The sequence below is a fragment of the Clostridium sp. CTA-6 genome, from assembly GCF_054768115.1.
The window spans coordinates 125,817-140,637 of the sequence record NZ_BAAAAU010000005.1; the positions used below are offsets into that span (position 1 = coordinate 125,817).

The window sequence follows — 14,821 nt, forward strand, 5'->3', positions numbered from 1 at the left end:
ATTTAGTATTAGTATAAATATTATAGTGTTGATATCCAATACTAATAAATATTATATAAATATGAATTTTTAAGCACATAGTTTAAATTATACTAAAAAATATGGTAATTATATAGTCTATAAATCTATTTTAAAGTTTAATATAGGTTTTTTAGTGGATTCTTAGAAATATTTATTTGGTATAAAAGTATTTAATAATAAAATATAAGTGAGAAAAAATAAATATTGAAAAGATAAAAAAGATATGATATCATTTACTTAAACAAATGCTTATCTTATAAGCTTTTGTTTAAGTAAACGGTTTTTGAGGGGATAAATATGACAAATAGAGAAAAAGAAATTTTAGAATTAATAAAGGAAAATCCAATGATATCCCAAAAGGACTTAGCAGAGAAACTAGGCATAACAAGATCTTCTACAGCAGTGCATATAACTAATCTTTTGAAAAAAGGATATCTTTTAGGGAAAGGTTATATAGTTTCAAAGGATGAAGAGTATGTTTCTATAATTGGTGGAGCAAATATGGATATACAAGGTTTCCCTAATGATAAATTAATATACAAAGATTCTAATCCAGGGAAGAGTAAAATATCCTTAGGGGGAGTAGGTAGAAACATAGGAGAGAATTTAACTAAATTAGGTATAAATACAAAACTTATAACTGCTTTAGGAGAAGATATATATGGAAACAAAATATTAGAAGAAGCAAAAACTATAGGTATGGATATGGAACATTCTATAATAATGCGGGAAAATACAACTTCTACCTATCTTTCAATTTTAGATGAAACAGGGGATATGATGGTTGCTATAGCTCACATGGATATATTTGATAAAATGCCTCTAGATTTTATTAAAAGTAAAAAAACTGTTATAGAAAACTCAGGTGTATGTATAATTGATACTAATATACCACAGGAGATTATAGAATATATAGTTAACGATCATCAAAATGTAAAATTCTTTTTAGATACAGTATCTACTACTAAGGCTAAAAAGATAAAAAATATTATAGGAAAGTTCCATACTATTAAATTAAATAGGATTGAGGCAGAGATATTGTCTGGAATTCCTATAAAAAAGGAAGATGATTTAGAAAAATCAGCTGAGTTTTTCTTAGAAAAGGGAGTTAAAAGAGTGTTTATAACTTTAGGTGAAGAAGGGGTTTATTACAATGATGGAAAAAACAAAGGTAAAATACCTACTCCTAAAGTTAGAGTTATAAATGCAACAGGAGCAGGGGATGCTTTTATGGCAGCTATGGTCTATTGTTATTTAAAAGATTTTTCTGTAGAAGAAACTATTAAGTTTTCAATGACAGCTTCCATACTAGCCTTATCCCATGAAGATACTATAAATCCAAATATGTCAGTTTGGAGTATAAATAATAAGATGAAGGAGATAGGAATATGTTAGAGAAATATTTAGAAATTAGTAAAGAAGTATCAGAAGCTTTAAAGGAAAATAAACCTGTAGTAGCTTTAGAATCTACTATAATATCTCATGGGATGCCATATCCTAAAAATGCAGAGACTGCATTAAATGTAGAAAAAATAATAAGAGATAAAGGGGCAATACCTGCTACTATAGCCATATTAAATGGTAAATTAAAAGTTGGTTTAACAAAGGATGAAATAGAATACTTAGGTAAAAAAGGAAAAGAAGTAGTTAAAACTAGTAGAAGGGACATACCATTTATATTGGCCAAAAAACTCGATGGAGCAACTACAGTAGCATCTACTATGATTGTAGCTAACTTGGCAGGAATAAAAGTCTTTGGAACTGGTGGAATAGGTGGAGTTCATAGAGGAGCACAAGAAAGCTTTGATATATCAGCAGACCTTCAAGAATTAGCTAATACTAATGTAGCAGTAGTTTGTGCTGGAGCTAAATCTATATTAGATATAGGCTTAACATTAGAATATTTAGAAACTCAAGGGGTACCAGTAGTAGGATTTGGTACAGAAGAGCTACCAGCATTTTATACAAGAAAAAGTGGATTTAAAGTAGATTATAGAGTAGATACAGCAAAAGAGTTAGCAGAAGCTCTAAAAGCTAAGTGGGATTTAGGATTAAAAGGTGGAATGGTAGTAGGAAATCCAATACCAGAAGAATACCAAATGGATTACGATACCATAACAAAGGCTATAAATGATGCAGTTAAAGAGGCAGAAGAAAAAGGCATAAAAGGAAAAGAAAGCACACCATTTTTATTAGCTAAGGTAAAGGATATAACTAAAGGTAAAAGTTTAGAAGCTAATATACAATTAGTTTATAATAATGTAGCTGTAGCTTCAGATTTAGCTATAGAACTAAGTAAGCTTAATAAATAAATTTAAATAGTTTTTGGATAGTATTTCAAAATAAGATAGATTTAATTTTAATACCTTAAATATAAAAATATACTTATAAACTAATTTATTTACTTAAGAAGTTTTAAACTTTCTTCATTAAAAATTTTTAATTTCGTAAGATTAAGAACTTCTAGAGTTTATTTATATGTTTATTACGTGTATTTTTACATTTGCTAATTAAAATTAAATCTATTTTAGGATACCTTCTAAAGTATATTTTTAAATAATCAAGTTATATTTTATATAAAGTAATTATAAATTTTAAAAAATTAGGCCTATGTTAGTAAGGGCCTAATTTTTTATGTTTTTATTACCATATAGTGATATAATTTATAAAAAGATTAAAATTTTAACCTAAGGTATAGTTTGTTTAGCATAATTATTTTTACTCATTTCAGTAATATTAATGGGAGAATGGTATAAGAGTATTACGAATGAGATAAAAAATTAATAAATTTGGGGGAGAGAATATGAAAATTGCTATAGTAGGTTCTGGAGCTATGGGATCCTTATATGGGGCTTATTTACATAAAAGTGGAGAGGAAGTTTATTTAATTAATAAATGGGAAGAACATATAAATACTATAAATAAAGAAGGATTAGTAATAGATACAGGAGATAAAAAATTAAAGTTTTATCCAAAGGCTGTTACAAATTCTAAGGATATAGGTATAGTAGATTTAGCAATAGTATTTGTAAAATCCACAAAAACAGAGGAAGCAATTTTAGAAAATAAAAATATAATAGGAGAAAACACTTATGTTTTAACTCTTCAAAATGGATATGGTAATGGAGAAAAAATAGAAAAATATATAAATAAGAATAGAATAATAGTAGGAACTACTGGTGAAGGATGTACTACTATAAAGGCAGGGTATATAAAACATGCAGGTTCAGGGGATACTTATATAGGTATGTTTTCTGGAAAAGAAGATAATATTTTAAAAACGTTAGAAAATATTTTGAATCATAGTGGTTTTAATGCATATATATGTAAAGATCCTAGAGAACTTATCTGGAATAAACTTATTATAAATGTTGGAATTAATGCTATAACAGCTATTTTAGGTATAAGAAATGGTGAAATTTTAAAAGAAAAAGCTACAAAAAAAATTATGAAAGATGCAGTTATAGAGGCAGTAAAGGTGGCTAATGCTAAGGGCTTTAATTTTAATGAGGAAGAAATGATAAAAAAAGTAGAAAATGTAGCCTTAAAAACAGCAGAGAATAGATCTTCTATGTTACAAGATGTTTTAAATAATAAAAAAACAGAAATAGAAACTATAAATGGCTCTATTGTAAAAGAAGGAAGTAAATTTAATATAGAGACACCTATAAATGAAACTCTGACAAACTTAATAATTTCCTTAGAAAAGAAATAAGATTCTAGCACCGCAAAGATAAAGAATACGCTCATAAACCAATTCATTTCCTTAATAAGTTTTAAATCTGACTTCATTAAAATTATATTAAAGTTAAATTTATTTTGAGCTAATTTTATATATAAATCTTAGAAAATGAAAAGTAGTTAAATATAAATTTTTCAATATTAATAAAACCTTAAATCCTATAATAATATAATATAAAAATAATGTATAATATATATTAGTATTATAAGAAGTGTAATTAATTTAATATAGCATTTAGTATTTGCTATAATAAGAATAAATTAATAAGGTAGGTGGATTTTTATGTTAGATAAAAGTTGTAAAGAATTTATAGATATTTTATCCTCTAAAGAACCTGTACCAGGTGGAGGCGGTGCTTGTGCTTATGTGGGTGCTTTGGGCATGGCCTTAGGTAATATGGTAGCAAATCTTACTATAGGAAAGAAAAAATATAAAGATGTAGAAGAGGATGTAAAGGAAATATTAAAAGAAGGGGAAGTCTTAATAGAAAAATTAGAAGCATTAGTAAATAAAGATGCTGAGGTATTTTATCCATTATCTAAAGCTTATGGATTACCTAAAAATACAGAAGAAGAAAAAGCTTATAAAGATAAAATTATGGAAGAGGCTTTATATAAAGCTAGTTTAGTACCATTAGAAATAGCTAAATGTGCAGCAGAGACCATAGATCTTCATTATAAATTAGCTAAAAAGGGAACTAGAATTGCTATAAGTGATGTAGGTGTAGGAGTTTTGTTTTGCAAAACAGCATTAGAAGCTTCTAAGCTAAATGTATATATAAATACTGGTATGATGAAAAATAATGATATAAAAAATTCTTTAGAAGAAGAAATAAACACATTAGTTTCTAAATATTCAACTAAAGCAGATAAAGTTTATAGTTATGTAGAAAATTTAATAAGGGGAAATGAATGATGACTAAAATATTATATGGAAATGAAGTAGCTTTAAAAATAAGGGAAGATTTAAAATTAAGAATAGATAAATTAAAAGAAAAAAATATAATACCTAAGTTAGCAATTTTACGTATGGGAAATAAACAGGATGATATAGCTTATGAAAGAAGTATAATAAAGAGTTGTGAGAAATTAAATATAGAAACTAAGGTAGAAGAATTGAAGGAAGATATATTAGAGGAAGATTTTTTAAAACTAATGGAAAGATTAAATAATGAAAAGGATATTCATGGTATATTAGTATTTAGACCTTATCCTAAACATTTAAATGAAAATGTAATAAACTCTTCTATAGCATTAAATAAAGATGTGGATTGTATGCATCCTTTAAATTTAGAAAGGATATTTGAAGGAGATTTAGATGGATTTATGCCTTGTACTCCAGAAGCTGTAATAGAAATATTAAAATATTATGATATAGATTTAAAAGGAAAGAATATAGTTATTATAAACAGAAGTATGGTAGTGGGTAAACCATTAAGTATGATGGCCTTATCTCATAATGCTACAGTTACTATATGTCATTCAAAAACTATAGATTTACCATCCATAACTAAAAAAGCAGATATAGTAGTGACAGCTATAGGAAAAGCTAAATTAATAGAAGAAGAATATTTTAATGAAAATTCCATAGTTATAGATGTAAGTATTAATGTAGATGAAAATGGAAAACTATGTGGAGATGTAGATTTTGAAAATGTAAAAGAAAAAGTAGGAGCTATAACCCCAGTTCCAAAAGGAGTGGGAAGTGTTACAACAACTCTGTTATTAAAACATATAGTAGAAGCAGCAGAAAAAAATAGCTAAATATAAACAGAGTTCTTGGCTTCAGAGGGAGTTTTTACTCCCTCTGAAGCTTAGAAATCGTTATCCAGGGACGTATCCGTTCTTTACTCCCACTTTGAAGAAGATGGGAGTATTAGAGCGGGTAGTCATCGGATAAAAATTAAGAAGTAAAGCCTGTATCCTATGTTAATTTATATAAGATACAGGTTTATTTTTCTTATAATAAATAATACATAAGATTTTATAGACTCTATTTTATTATTTTTACTTTTATTGAGGTTTCTTTATTTATATGTATTATTAGTTAGAGTTTCATACTTATTAATTTACAATATGAAAGTATATAAGCTTTAATTAAACAAATATTTTAGTTGTGATATAATAGGGAAGTAGAAAAAACATATTTTTAAAATATAGAAATCATATGGGATTTTCAAATATAAAATTACCATAAAACACAGGAGGAAAAAGATGATAAAATTTATAGCGACAGATTTAGATGGAACATTAGTAAATAGTGAAGGAAAAATATATAATAAGGTGTTTAATTTAATAAACGATTTACATAAAAATGGTGTAAGGTTTGCAGCAGCTAGTGGAAGGTTCTATTCTCAATTAAATGAAAATTTCAATAGTGTAAAGGAAGATATGATACTTATAGCTCATAATGGAGCTCTTATAAAATATAGTAAAAACGGACAAACTCTTTATGCTAATTATATAGACAAAGAGTATATAAAATCAGTAGAAAAATTAAAAAGAAATTTTGGAGAAGAATTAATTTTAGGAGGAGAAAATGAAGCTTTTGTTGTAAATCCTTCTGAAAGTATTAAAAAAGAGTTTAGTTTTTATAATGTACCTTATATAGAATATAAATCCTTTGATGAAGTAGACAAGCCTGTTCAAAAGATAAGTTATTATGTTAAAGATGGTATTAAGGCACCTATGCTAGATTATTTAAAAGAAAATTTAAATAAGAATCTTCAATTTGTTGCTTCAGGAGATAAATGGATAGATATGATGAATAAAGAAGTAAGTAAAGGACATGCTATAAAAATACTTCAGAAAAAATTTAATATAGAAAAAGATAATACTATGGTTTTTGGAGATTATTATAATGATATAACCATGTTTAAGCAAGCTTATTATAGTTATGCTATGGAAAATGCTCCAGAGGATGTAAAAGAAAAGGCTAATTTCATTGCTGGTAACAATAACGAAAATGCAGTTTATAAAACTATAAGTAAACATATGGGTTTTATTTAATATAAAAAACTGTTTTAAAATATATTTTTGTCATAGGAAAATTTACTGATAAAATTTAATAACTATGAAAAACACTATCAAAATTTATTAGAAATGATAGTGTTTTTTATTTTAATCTAATTTTTAATATTCTTTTTTAAGATTAAACTTTAGATATAGGTTAAAAATTATATGCTATCTTAAATGTGTTTGCAATATAATTATATAATTTTTTATATAAACTATAAACTTAATTTATATAACAATTCGTAATTTATTCCTTCATAAATTTCGGAATAAACATCTTCATAAAGTTTTTTGTTTATCCATATTTTTTCCCCTGTATATTTAAAGCCTAAAGATTCGTAAAGTTTTTTTGCTCTTATATTTTTTGGATGAAAATTAAGATAAATTTCATTACAATCTTTATTATTTTTTAATTCCTCTATAATTTTTTGTAATGCAGCCTTACCAAAACCTTTTCCTTGAAATTTATGATCTATTAAAATGGTCCAAATCTTATAGTGTTTTTCCATCTCGCAGTATCCATATAAAGTGAATCCTACCATATCCTCTTCTACGAATATAATTTTAGGTTTAAGCTTAGGTTCTACTTTTGATATGGCTATAGAAAATGCTACTGAATCAACAAACTCTTCAAATACATAATGACTGCCATTATCATTAGTACTTAGTAGTATACAGTCATAAAAATTATCAATAGTTATCTCTTTAAAAAACAAGTTCATTATATCCCTCAATTCTTTATATATTGTATAAATTATAACATTTAACCATATAAATAAATATATAAAATAAAGAATATTTAAAAAATTTTAAATATAATTGAAAAAATTGTAATAAAATCATTTTAAAATAATATAAAGTTATTTTGAGAATAATATATAGTGAATTTCAATAATATATAAGGATGTGATTTTGTGAGCAAGGATTTAGATATAAAGTCTAAAAATCAAAGTGCTATAACTAACAGTGAAAATAGCAGAAACTCTACTACAGGATATATGGATAGAGGAAATGCTAGCAAAATAGCGGCAAAACAGGGAACTAGAAATAAAAATTAAATGAAAAATAATTAACCTGCTGACTTGTTGTCAGTGGGTTTTATTTAGCATATATAATATTAAAGTCAAATTAAATGTTAAGAATATAAGTATTGTTAAAAAGTATGGAGGTGAAAAGGGTGAATACAAGGAATATTAAGAATAATATCACTAAAATATTAGTAGGTTTAAATTTAATAATTTATTTATTTATATTAAGTGTAGACTTTTTAAAAATTAAAAATCTATATAAATATTCTACAAATATAAAGTTTATTAGTATAGTTGTATGTTTTGCTATTATTTTATCTATAGGAGAAAATATATATGATAAAAAAGATTTATTTATTTTAAGGTTAGCTTTATTTTTTACGGTTTTAGCAGATTTTAATATGCTTGTTCTAGAAAAATTTAAATTAGGTATTTTATTTTTTATAATTGTTCAAAGTTTATATATAATACGACATGGCAGGTTTAAGGATGTAAATGGAAAAGTGAGATTTAAGTATAGAGATATCTATCTGTTTGTATTCTGTTTATTTCTATTTATAATTTTAAAAAGACTAAATTTATTTTCAAAGGAAAGCACTTTACTATCCATGGCTTTTATATATGCTTTATTGCTTATTCACAGCTTAATAAGAGCCTACGGAACATTTAATAATAATTTTTTTGAAAAGAAAACCTGTAAAATTATAAGCATAGGTATTACTTTATTCTTTTTATGTGACTTAAATGTGGCCTTTTCTAATATTAGTTTTTATTTATTGAGTATAAAGCATGTGGAAAATTTAGAAAATGTATTTTTACCTTTAATTTGGTTTTTTTATCTTCCAAGCCAGATATTACTTAGTTTGAGCGGAAAAAAACAATTATAAGAAAAGTAAAAGTAAATATTGATTATATTAATAGTACGTGATAAAATCAAAATAAGAAATTATCAAGTAATAATTATTATTGTTTATTTAGAACTAGAAAGAAGGGATAGTATGACTTGGTTTAAAGAATTGAATCCCATTATGCAGGCTCTTTTAGCTACCTTATTTACTTGGGCAGTTACAGCTTTAGGAGCAGCATTAGTGTTTTTCTTTAAAAATATAAATAAAAAAGTATTAAATGCTATGTTAGGTTTTGCAGCAGGAGTAATGATTGCAGCTAGCTATTGGTCACTTTTAGCACCGGCTATAGAAATGGCAGAATCCCAGGGCAAAATTGCATGGATACCGGCATCAGTAGGTTTTTTAGCAGGAGGAATATTTTTAAGAATAGTAGATAGAATTCTTCCACACCTTCATTTAGGTAAAGATAGAGATGAGGCGGAGGGCATTAAAACTAGTTGGCAAAAGAGCATATTATTAGTTTTAGCTATAACCCTTCATAACATACCAGAAGGATTAGCTGTAGGAGTGGCCTTTGGAGCAGTAGGGGCCAATATAGAGTCTGCATCTTTGGCAGGAGCTATAGCTTTAGCATTAGGTATAGGAATTCAAAACTTTCCTGAAGGAGCAGCAGTATCTATACCACTAAGAAGAGAAGGAAATAGTAGATTAAAAAGTTTTTGGTATGGGCAAGCTTCTGGTATAGTTGAACCTATAGCAGGTGTTATAGGGGCAGCCGCAGTATTATTTATAAGAAATTTATTACCCTATGCTTTATCCTTTGCAGCTGGAGCCATGATATTTGTTGTAGTAGAGGAATTAATTCCTGAAGCCCAGGAAGGAAAGGATACAGATATATCATCTATAGGAGTATTAATTGGATTTACTGTAATGATGATATTAGATGTAGCCTTAGGCTAAACAGATTTCTAAGCTTCAGAGGGAGTTTTTACTCCCTCTGAAGCTTATTAACAGACTTCTTAGGAGCTTTACTCCTTAGAAGTCGTTATCCATTAGGAGAAATCGTTATCCAGGGACGTAGCCGTTCTTTACTCCCACTTTGAAGAAAAGCAGAGAGTCCAAATCTTCGATTTGGTGCCAATCGCTTTCACAGAGTGCGATGGGAGTATTAGAGCGAGTAGTCATCGGATGAATATATTTCCTTAATAAGAAAATACTATGATACAATAGATAGTTTCATAGTATTTTTTTATTTAAAAAATTAATAATTGGATTTTATAAAAAAACATTAGATATATATGAAAGTTTAATAATGTTATAGAGTAGAAACAAATTACAACTTAAAAGAAAATATCTCTCTAATTTATAGTAAATAAATGAGTAAGGAGGGTTTCCTAGACTTAATATTAGTAGGAGGTTTAAATCTAGAAAAATATTTACTATAAATCAAAGAGATTTTCGTGTGGTTTCAATTAATTATATGTGCTTGTTTCTTATAATACTAAGTATACAGCAAATGAAAATCAATTTCAACATAAAAATGAAAAGTTTTTTAAAAAATATTGACATAAATTAATTAAAAGAATATAATCATAGTAAATAGATAGGAATACTATGAAAGAGGAGATTTTATGAAGATATCAACTAAAGGAAAATATGGCATAAAGGCTATAATAGACTTAGCTATAAATTCTACAGAAGAAGCAGTTACTTTAAAAAGTATTTCTGAAAGACAAAACATATCCGAGGGATATTTAGAACAAATATTTTCCTTATTAAGAAAGAACAATTTAATAAAAGGAATAAAAGGGGCCCAAGGGGGCTATATATTAGAAAAGGATTCAGCACATATAACTGCAGGTGAAATACTAAGAGCCTTGGAAGGAGATTTATCTGTAGTAGAACTTAATGATGATTATTTAAATAATAGAATGGAAAAATCTATTAAGACAAATTTATGGGATAGAATTAATGAAAGCATAGAAAGAGTAGTAGATTCTATAACTTTAGAAGATTTAGTAGAGGCATACAAAAAATCAGATAACCAAAACATAATGTACTACATATAATGTTGTAGTACAGTTTATTTAAAATGAATACCTAGTAAACCAATAAGAATAATTAGATATACCTTGATAATTAAAATATAGAGTAAAGTTAGTGCTATAGTAGATAAAGTAAATCTAATAGTTTATAAATAAAATTTTTATTTTACTTAAAGTAGCTATACTAATAGATATTTAGGTACTGAACGAAAAGGGGATGGTTTAATGTGTAGTCGATGTATATTTTACAAGATACCAGTAGAAATTAAAAATGAAATTTCAATTTAAAACCTAGTAAATAAATAGGCAAACTCGTACCATCTTAAGAATATTTAATGTTGAAAGGAGAAAATAATTATGAAAAAAATATATAAAAATATAACAGAATTAATAGGAAATACACCATTATTAGAGTTAGGAAAATTAAAAGAAAAAAATAAATTAAAAGCTAATATACTAGCTAAAGTAGAATATTTTAATCCAGCAAACAGTGTAAAAGATAGAATAGCCTTTGCCATGATAGAGGAAGCAGAAAAAGAAGGACTAATAAATAAAGATACAGTAATAATAGAGCCTACTAGTGGTAATACAGGTGTAGGACTTGCCTTTGTAGCAGCAGCTAAAGGTTATAAACTTATACTAACTATGCCAGAAACTATGAGTATGGAAAGAAGACTTATATTAAAAGCTTATGGTGCCGAGTTAGTTTTAACACCTGGAAAGGATGGAATGAAGGGGGCTATAGAAAGGGCAACAGAATTATCAAAGGAATATAAAAACTCTTTTGTTCCACAGCAATTTGAAAATAAATTTAATCCAGCTATGCATAAGAAGACCACAGCGGTAGAAATTTGGAATGATACAGAAGGAGAAGTAGATATATTTATAGCAGGAGTAGGGACAGGTGGAACAATTACAGGAGTAGGGGAATACCTAAAAGAAAAAAATAAGGATATAAAAATAATAGCAGTAGAACCAGAAGATTCACCAGTTTTATCAGGAGGCAACCCAGGCCCACATAAAATTCAAGGAATAGGAGCCGGATTTGTACCAAGTACTTTAAACACAGGGGTTTTAGATGAAATATTTAAAGTATCTAATGAAAAAGCTTTTGAAGTAACAAAGAGTATAGCAAAAACAGAAGGACTTTTAGTTGGAATATCTTCAGGAGCAGCAATTTATGCGGCTATGAAAATAGCTGAAAGACCAGAAAATCAAGGGAAAAATATGGTAGTATTACTTCCAGATACAGGACAAAGATATTTATCTACAGGAGTATTTGAGTAATAAAAAATAATTAATGAGGAAACCATAGATAGGAGGAAAAATTGTGGAAATTTTCGATGTAAAATATTTAGTACAATCATTAACAGTTCTTTTAAAGTATGCTCATATAACTTTGTCTATAGCTATTTTATCTATGATTATAGCTGTTCTATTGGGGGTTATATTAGCAGTAATAAGAATGTATAAAGTTAAAATTTTTCATAGAATAAGTGAAATTTATATATCTTTCTTTAGGGGAACACCTATTTTGATACAGCTTTTTCTGTTCTACTATGGTCTGCCTCAAATTATTCCGTCTTTTAAAGAGATCCCAGCATATATGGCAGTGGTCATTGCTTTGAGTATGAATTGTTCAGCTTATATGGCAGAAATAATAAGAGGTGCAATAATGTCTATAGATAAAGGACAGATGGAGGCTTCATTATCTTTAGGCATGACTGAATTCCAAGCTATGAAAAGAATAATTTTACCTCAGGCTGCTAGAGTTGCAATTCCTTCTTTAGGTAATAGTTTTATTGATCTTTTAAAAAGCTCATCTTTAGCATTTACTGTAGGGGTCGCAGAAATACTATCTAAGGCACAGATGAATGCAGCATCTAGTTATAGATTTTTTGAAAGTTATTTAGCAGTAGCTTTAATATATTGGGTAATGGTAGAGTTATTTAATTTTATGCAAAAATTATTAGAAAGAAAAATAGGAAAAGCTTATTAAAATTTAATATTAATAGTATTAGGAGGATATAGAATTGAATATAAAAAAGTTTAAAAAAATAATTTTAAGTATGTCATTAGTTGTAACTTTAGGAGTAGGATTAACAGCGTGTGCTCAAAAGAATAAAGAAATAAATGAAAATAAAAATACAATAAAAATAGGAACTTCAGGACAATACTACCCTTTTACTTTTATAGATAAAGATAGTAATAAAGTCCAGGGATTTGAAATAGATATTTGGGAAGAAATAGGTAAAAGAACAGGTTATAAACCAGAATTTAAGGTAGCAGATTGGACAGGCATTATGGGAATGCTAGATACAGGTAAAATAGATACTGTAGCTAATGAGATAACTGTAACAGATAAGAAAAAAGAAAAATATTATTTTTCAAAACCTTATGTTTATTCAGGAGTACAGTTAGCTACTAAAAAAGGAAATAATAATATAAAATCTTTAAAGGATTTAGAGGGCAAAACTGTAGCTACTCAGGTAGGAACTAATTATTCTAAATCCATAGAAGATTATAATAATAAGAATAAAGGGAAAGATATAAAAACAAAACAATATAATAGTTTTTCAGGCATGTTCCAAGATGTAGATTTGGGTAGAGTTGATGCTTTAATAGAGGATAAATTAGCCTGCCTTGTAAATATAAAAAAATCAGGATTAAATTTACAGTTAGCCGGTGAACCTATAGAAGAGATGGAAAATGCATATCCTTTTGTAAAGAAGGATGAAAATAGAGAAAAAATAGAAAAAATAAATAAAGCTTTAGATGATATGAAAAAGGATGGAACCCTGCAAAATATATCTAAAAAATGGTTTGGAGAAAATGTTACAGAAAAGAGTAAAAAATAATTTATTTATTTGATTAAATTTAAATATTTTTTATATAAAACTTTAAAGATATTAATATAAAATCTATAGTTATAAATAATAAAATAAAAAACAGTGGTGATTATATGAGAAATAAGATATACATGGATCATGCAGCTACTACTTATATAAAGGAAGAAGTAATAGATGCTATGATTCCTTACTTAACAGAATATTATGCGAACCCTTCTTCTGTATATAATATGGCTAATAATTTAAGAATTGCTATAGATGAAGCTAAAGAAGAAATTTCAGATTTTATAGGAGGAGAGTCAGAGGAAATATTTTTTACCTCTGGTGGTACAGAAGGGGATAATTGGGCTATAAAAGGGATAGCTTATGCAAATGCAAACAAAGGAAAACACATAATAACTTCTTCTATAGAACACCCAGCAATTTTAAATAGTTGTAAATATTTAAGAGAAAAAGGTTTTGAAATAACATTTTTACCTGTAGATAATTACGGGAAAATAGATTTAAAAAAATTAGAAGAAAATATAAGAAAAGATACCATATTAGTTTCTATTATGACTGCTAATAATGAGATAGGCACTATACAAGATATAAAATTTATAGGAGAAATTTGTAAGGCACATAAAGTTTTATTTCATACAGATGCAGTTCAAGCTTTAGGGCAAATACCTATAAATGTGAAAGAAATGAACATAGATCTAATGACTATAACTGCACATAAAATATATGGTCCTAAAGGGATTGGGGCATTATATATAAAGAAAGGCACAAAAATAGATAATCTTTTACATGGTGGTAGCCAAGAAAGAGGAAAAAGAGCAGGAACAGAAAATCCAGCTGCTATAGTTGGTTTTAAAAAGGCAGTTTCATTACTTAAAGAAAAGGGTCAAGAAGAAAACAAAAGAATAGAAAAACTTAGAGATAAATTTATAAATGGACTTTTGCAGATAGAAGGAACTAAAATAAATGGGACTTTGGGAAAAGAAAGATTAAAAGGGAATATAAATGTTAGTTTTAAAAATGTAGATGGGGAGTTATTACTTATGCTTTTAGATAGTGAAGGTATATGTGCTTCAGCAGGAAGTGCCTGTTCAGCAGGAGCAGTAGATGCATCCCATGTGCTTTTAGCCTTAGGATTAGATAAGGAATTTTTAAAAGGAACTATAAGATTTACTTTAGGTGCTAAAAATACAGAAGAAGAAATAGATTTTGTATTAGAAAAATTAAAGGAAATAGTAAAGTAATCTTTAAATTGATATGATTTGTATTATTAT

Annotated in this window: 15 protein-coding genes; 14 read left to right on the forward strand and 1 reads right to left on the reverse strand. The window is 27.0% G+C overall.

From position 1 onward, the window contains the following. The first annotated feature begins 318 nt into the window (after positions 1-318). The 6 genes from ACYUDJ_RS09275 to ACYUDJ_RS09300 all read left to right on the forward strand — a co-directional run bounded on the left by ACYUDJ_RS09275 (position 319) and on the right by ACYUDJ_RS09300 (position 6,771). Positions 319-1,416, forward strand: a complete 1,098-nt coding sequence (locus tag ACYUDJ_RS09275) for a PfkB family carbohydrate kinase (protein ID WP_030034313.1) — start codon at positions 319-321, stop codon at positions 1,414-1,416. Then, entirely contained in the window at positions 1,410-2,333 is a 924-nt protein-coding gene (locus tag ACYUDJ_RS09280; RefSeq protein WP_003487170.1) for a pseudouridine-5'-phosphate glycosidase, read from the forward strand. The genes ACYUDJ_RS09275 and ACYUDJ_RS09280 overlap by 7 nt, the downstream gene beginning before the upstream one ends. A gap of 491 nt (positions 2,334-2,824) precedes the next feature. Then, entirely contained in the window at positions 2,825-3,736 is a 912-nt protein-coding gene (locus tag ACYUDJ_RS09285) for a ketopantoate reductase family protein (protein ID WP_003487169.1), read from the forward strand. Positions 3,737-4,045: 309 nt separating this feature from the next. Continuing rightward, on the forward strand, positions 4,046-4,678 hold the full coding sequence (locus ACYUDJ_RS09290) for a cyclodeaminase/cyclohydrolase family protein (RefSeq protein ID WP_003487168.1): 633 nt from the start codon (positions 4,046-4,048) through the stop codon (positions 4,676-4,678). Next, a complete protein-coding gene (locus tag ACYUDJ_RS09295) occupies positions 4,678-5,526 on the forward strand; it encodes a bifunctional 5,10-methylenetetrahydrofolate dehydrogenase/5,10-methenyltetrahydrofolate cyclohydrolase (RefSeq protein WP_042385334.1) in 849 nt (282 codons plus the stop codon). Before ACYUDJ_RS09290 ends, ACYUDJ_RS09295 begins: the two co-directional genes overlap by 1 nt. Before the next feature lie 450 nt (positions 5,527-5,976). After that, positions 5,977-6,771, forward strand: a complete 795-nt coding sequence (locus ACYUDJ_RS09300) for a Cof-type HAD-IIB family hydrolase (RefSeq protein WP_043031744.1) — start codon at positions 5,977-5,979, stop codon at positions 6,769-6,771. Between the two features lie 221 nt (positions 6,772-6,992). On the opposite strand, the gene ACYUDJ_RS09305 is transcribed toward ACYUDJ_RS09300, so the two are convergent. After that, positions 6,993-7,499, reverse strand: a complete 507-nt coding sequence (locus ACYUDJ_RS09305; protein ID WP_003487162.1) for a GNAT family N-acetyltransferase — start codon at positions 7,497-7,499, stop codon at positions 6,993-6,995. Between the two features lie 192 nt (positions 7,500-7,691). On the opposite strand from ACYUDJ_RS09305, the gene ACYUDJ_RS09310 reads away from it, so the two are divergent. From ACYUDJ_RS09310 to ACYUDJ_RS09345, 8 genes are all read left to right on the forward strand, one after another. Continuing rightward, complete coding sequence (locus tag ACYUDJ_RS09310) at positions 7,692-7,835, forward strand: hypothetical protein (RefSeq protein WP_003487160.1); 144 nt, start codon at positions 7,692-7,694, stop codon at positions 7,833-7,835. A 104-nt stretch (positions 7,836-7,939) separates the two neighbouring features. Next, complete coding sequence (locus tag ACYUDJ_RS09315; RefSeq protein WP_205610047.1) at positions 7,940-8,692, forward strand: hypothetical protein; 753 nt, start codon at positions 7,940-7,942, stop codon at positions 8,690-8,692. Positions 8,693-8,803: 111 nt separating this feature from the next. Beyond that, complete coding sequence (locus tag ACYUDJ_RS09320; RefSeq protein ID WP_042385328.1) at positions 8,804-9,613, forward strand: ZIP family metal transporter; 810 nt, start codon at positions 8,804-8,806, stop codon at positions 9,611-9,613. A 671-nt stretch (positions 9,614-10,284) separates the two neighbouring features. Next, positions 10,285-10,722, forward strand: coding sequence for an RrF2 family transcriptional regulator (locus ACYUDJ_RS09325; protein ID WP_003356138.1), 438 nt, complete (start codon positions 10,285-10,287; stop codon positions 10,720-10,722). 333 nt (positions 10,723-11,055) lie between these two features. Next, on the forward strand, positions 11,056-11,985 hold the full coding sequence (gene cysK, locus ACYUDJ_RS09330; protein WP_003487153.1) for a cysteine synthase A: 930 nt from the start codon (positions 11,056-11,058) through the stop codon (positions 11,983-11,985). 43 nt (positions 11,986-12,028) lie between these two features. Then, on the forward strand, positions 12,029-12,697 hold the full coding sequence (locus ACYUDJ_RS09335) for an amino acid ABC transporter permease (RefSeq protein ID WP_043031746.1): 669 nt from the start codon (positions 12,029-12,031) through the stop codon (positions 12,695-12,697). Between the two features lie 34 nt (positions 12,698-12,731). After that, a complete protein-coding gene (locus tag ACYUDJ_RS09340) occupies positions 12,732-13,556 on the forward strand; it encodes an amino acid ABC transporter substrate-binding protein (protein ID WP_080333505.1) in 825 nt (274 codons plus the stop codon). A gap of 104 nt (positions 13,557-13,660) precedes the next feature. Beyond that, a complete protein-coding gene (locus ACYUDJ_RS09345; protein WP_042385324.1) occupies positions 13,661-14,791 on the forward strand; it encodes a cysteine desulfurase family protein in 1,131 nt (376 codons plus the stop codon). The last annotated feature ends 30 nt before the right edge of the window (positions 14,792-14,821 follow it).

Coding starts and splice junctions, on each gene's coding strand:
- ACYUDJ_RS09280 (WP_003487170.1), top strand. CDS start 1,410: ATGTTAGAGAAATATTTAGAAATTAGTAAAGAAGTATCAGAAGCTTTA.
- ACYUDJ_RS09275 (WP_030034313.1), top strand. CDS start 319: ATGACAAATAGAGAAAAAGAAATTTTAGAATTAATAAAGGAAAATCCA.
- ACYUDJ_RS09305 (WP_003487162.1), bottom strand. CDS start 7,499: ATGAACTTGTTTTTTAAAGAGATAACTATTGATAATTTTTATGACTGT.
- ACYUDJ_RS09300 (WP_043031744.1), top strand. CDS start 5,977: ATGATAAAATTTATAGCGACAGATTTAGATGGAACATTAGTAAATAGT.
- ACYUDJ_RS09345 (WP_042385324.1), top strand. CDS start 13,661: ATGAGAAATAAGATATACATGGATCATGCAGCTACTACTTATATAAAG.
- ACYUDJ_RS09295 (WP_042385334.1), top strand. CDS start 4,678: ATGACTAAAATATTATATGGAAATGAAGTAGCTTTAAAAATAAGGGAA.
- ACYUDJ_RS09315 (WP_205610047.1), top strand. CDS start 7,940: ATGGAGGTGAAAAGGGTGAATACAAGGAATATTAAGAATAATATCACT.
- ACYUDJ_RS09320 (WP_042385328.1), top strand. CDS start 8,804: ATGACTTGGTTTAAAGAATTGAATCCCATTATGCAGGCTCTTTTAGCT.
- ACYUDJ_RS09290 (WP_003487168.1), top strand. CDS start 4,046: ATGTTAGATAAAAGTTGTAAAGAATTTATAGATATTTTATCCTCTAAA.
- cysK (WP_003487153.1), top strand. CDS start 11,056: ATGAAAAAAATATATAAAAATATAACAGAATTAATAGGAAATACACCA.
- ACYUDJ_RS09325 (WP_003356138.1), top strand. CDS start 10,285: ATGAAGATATCAACTAAAGGAAAATATGGCATAAAGGCTATAATAGAC.
- ACYUDJ_RS09285 (WP_003487169.1), top strand. CDS start 2,825: ATGAAAATTGCTATAGTAGGTTCTGGAGCTATGGGATCCTTATATGGG.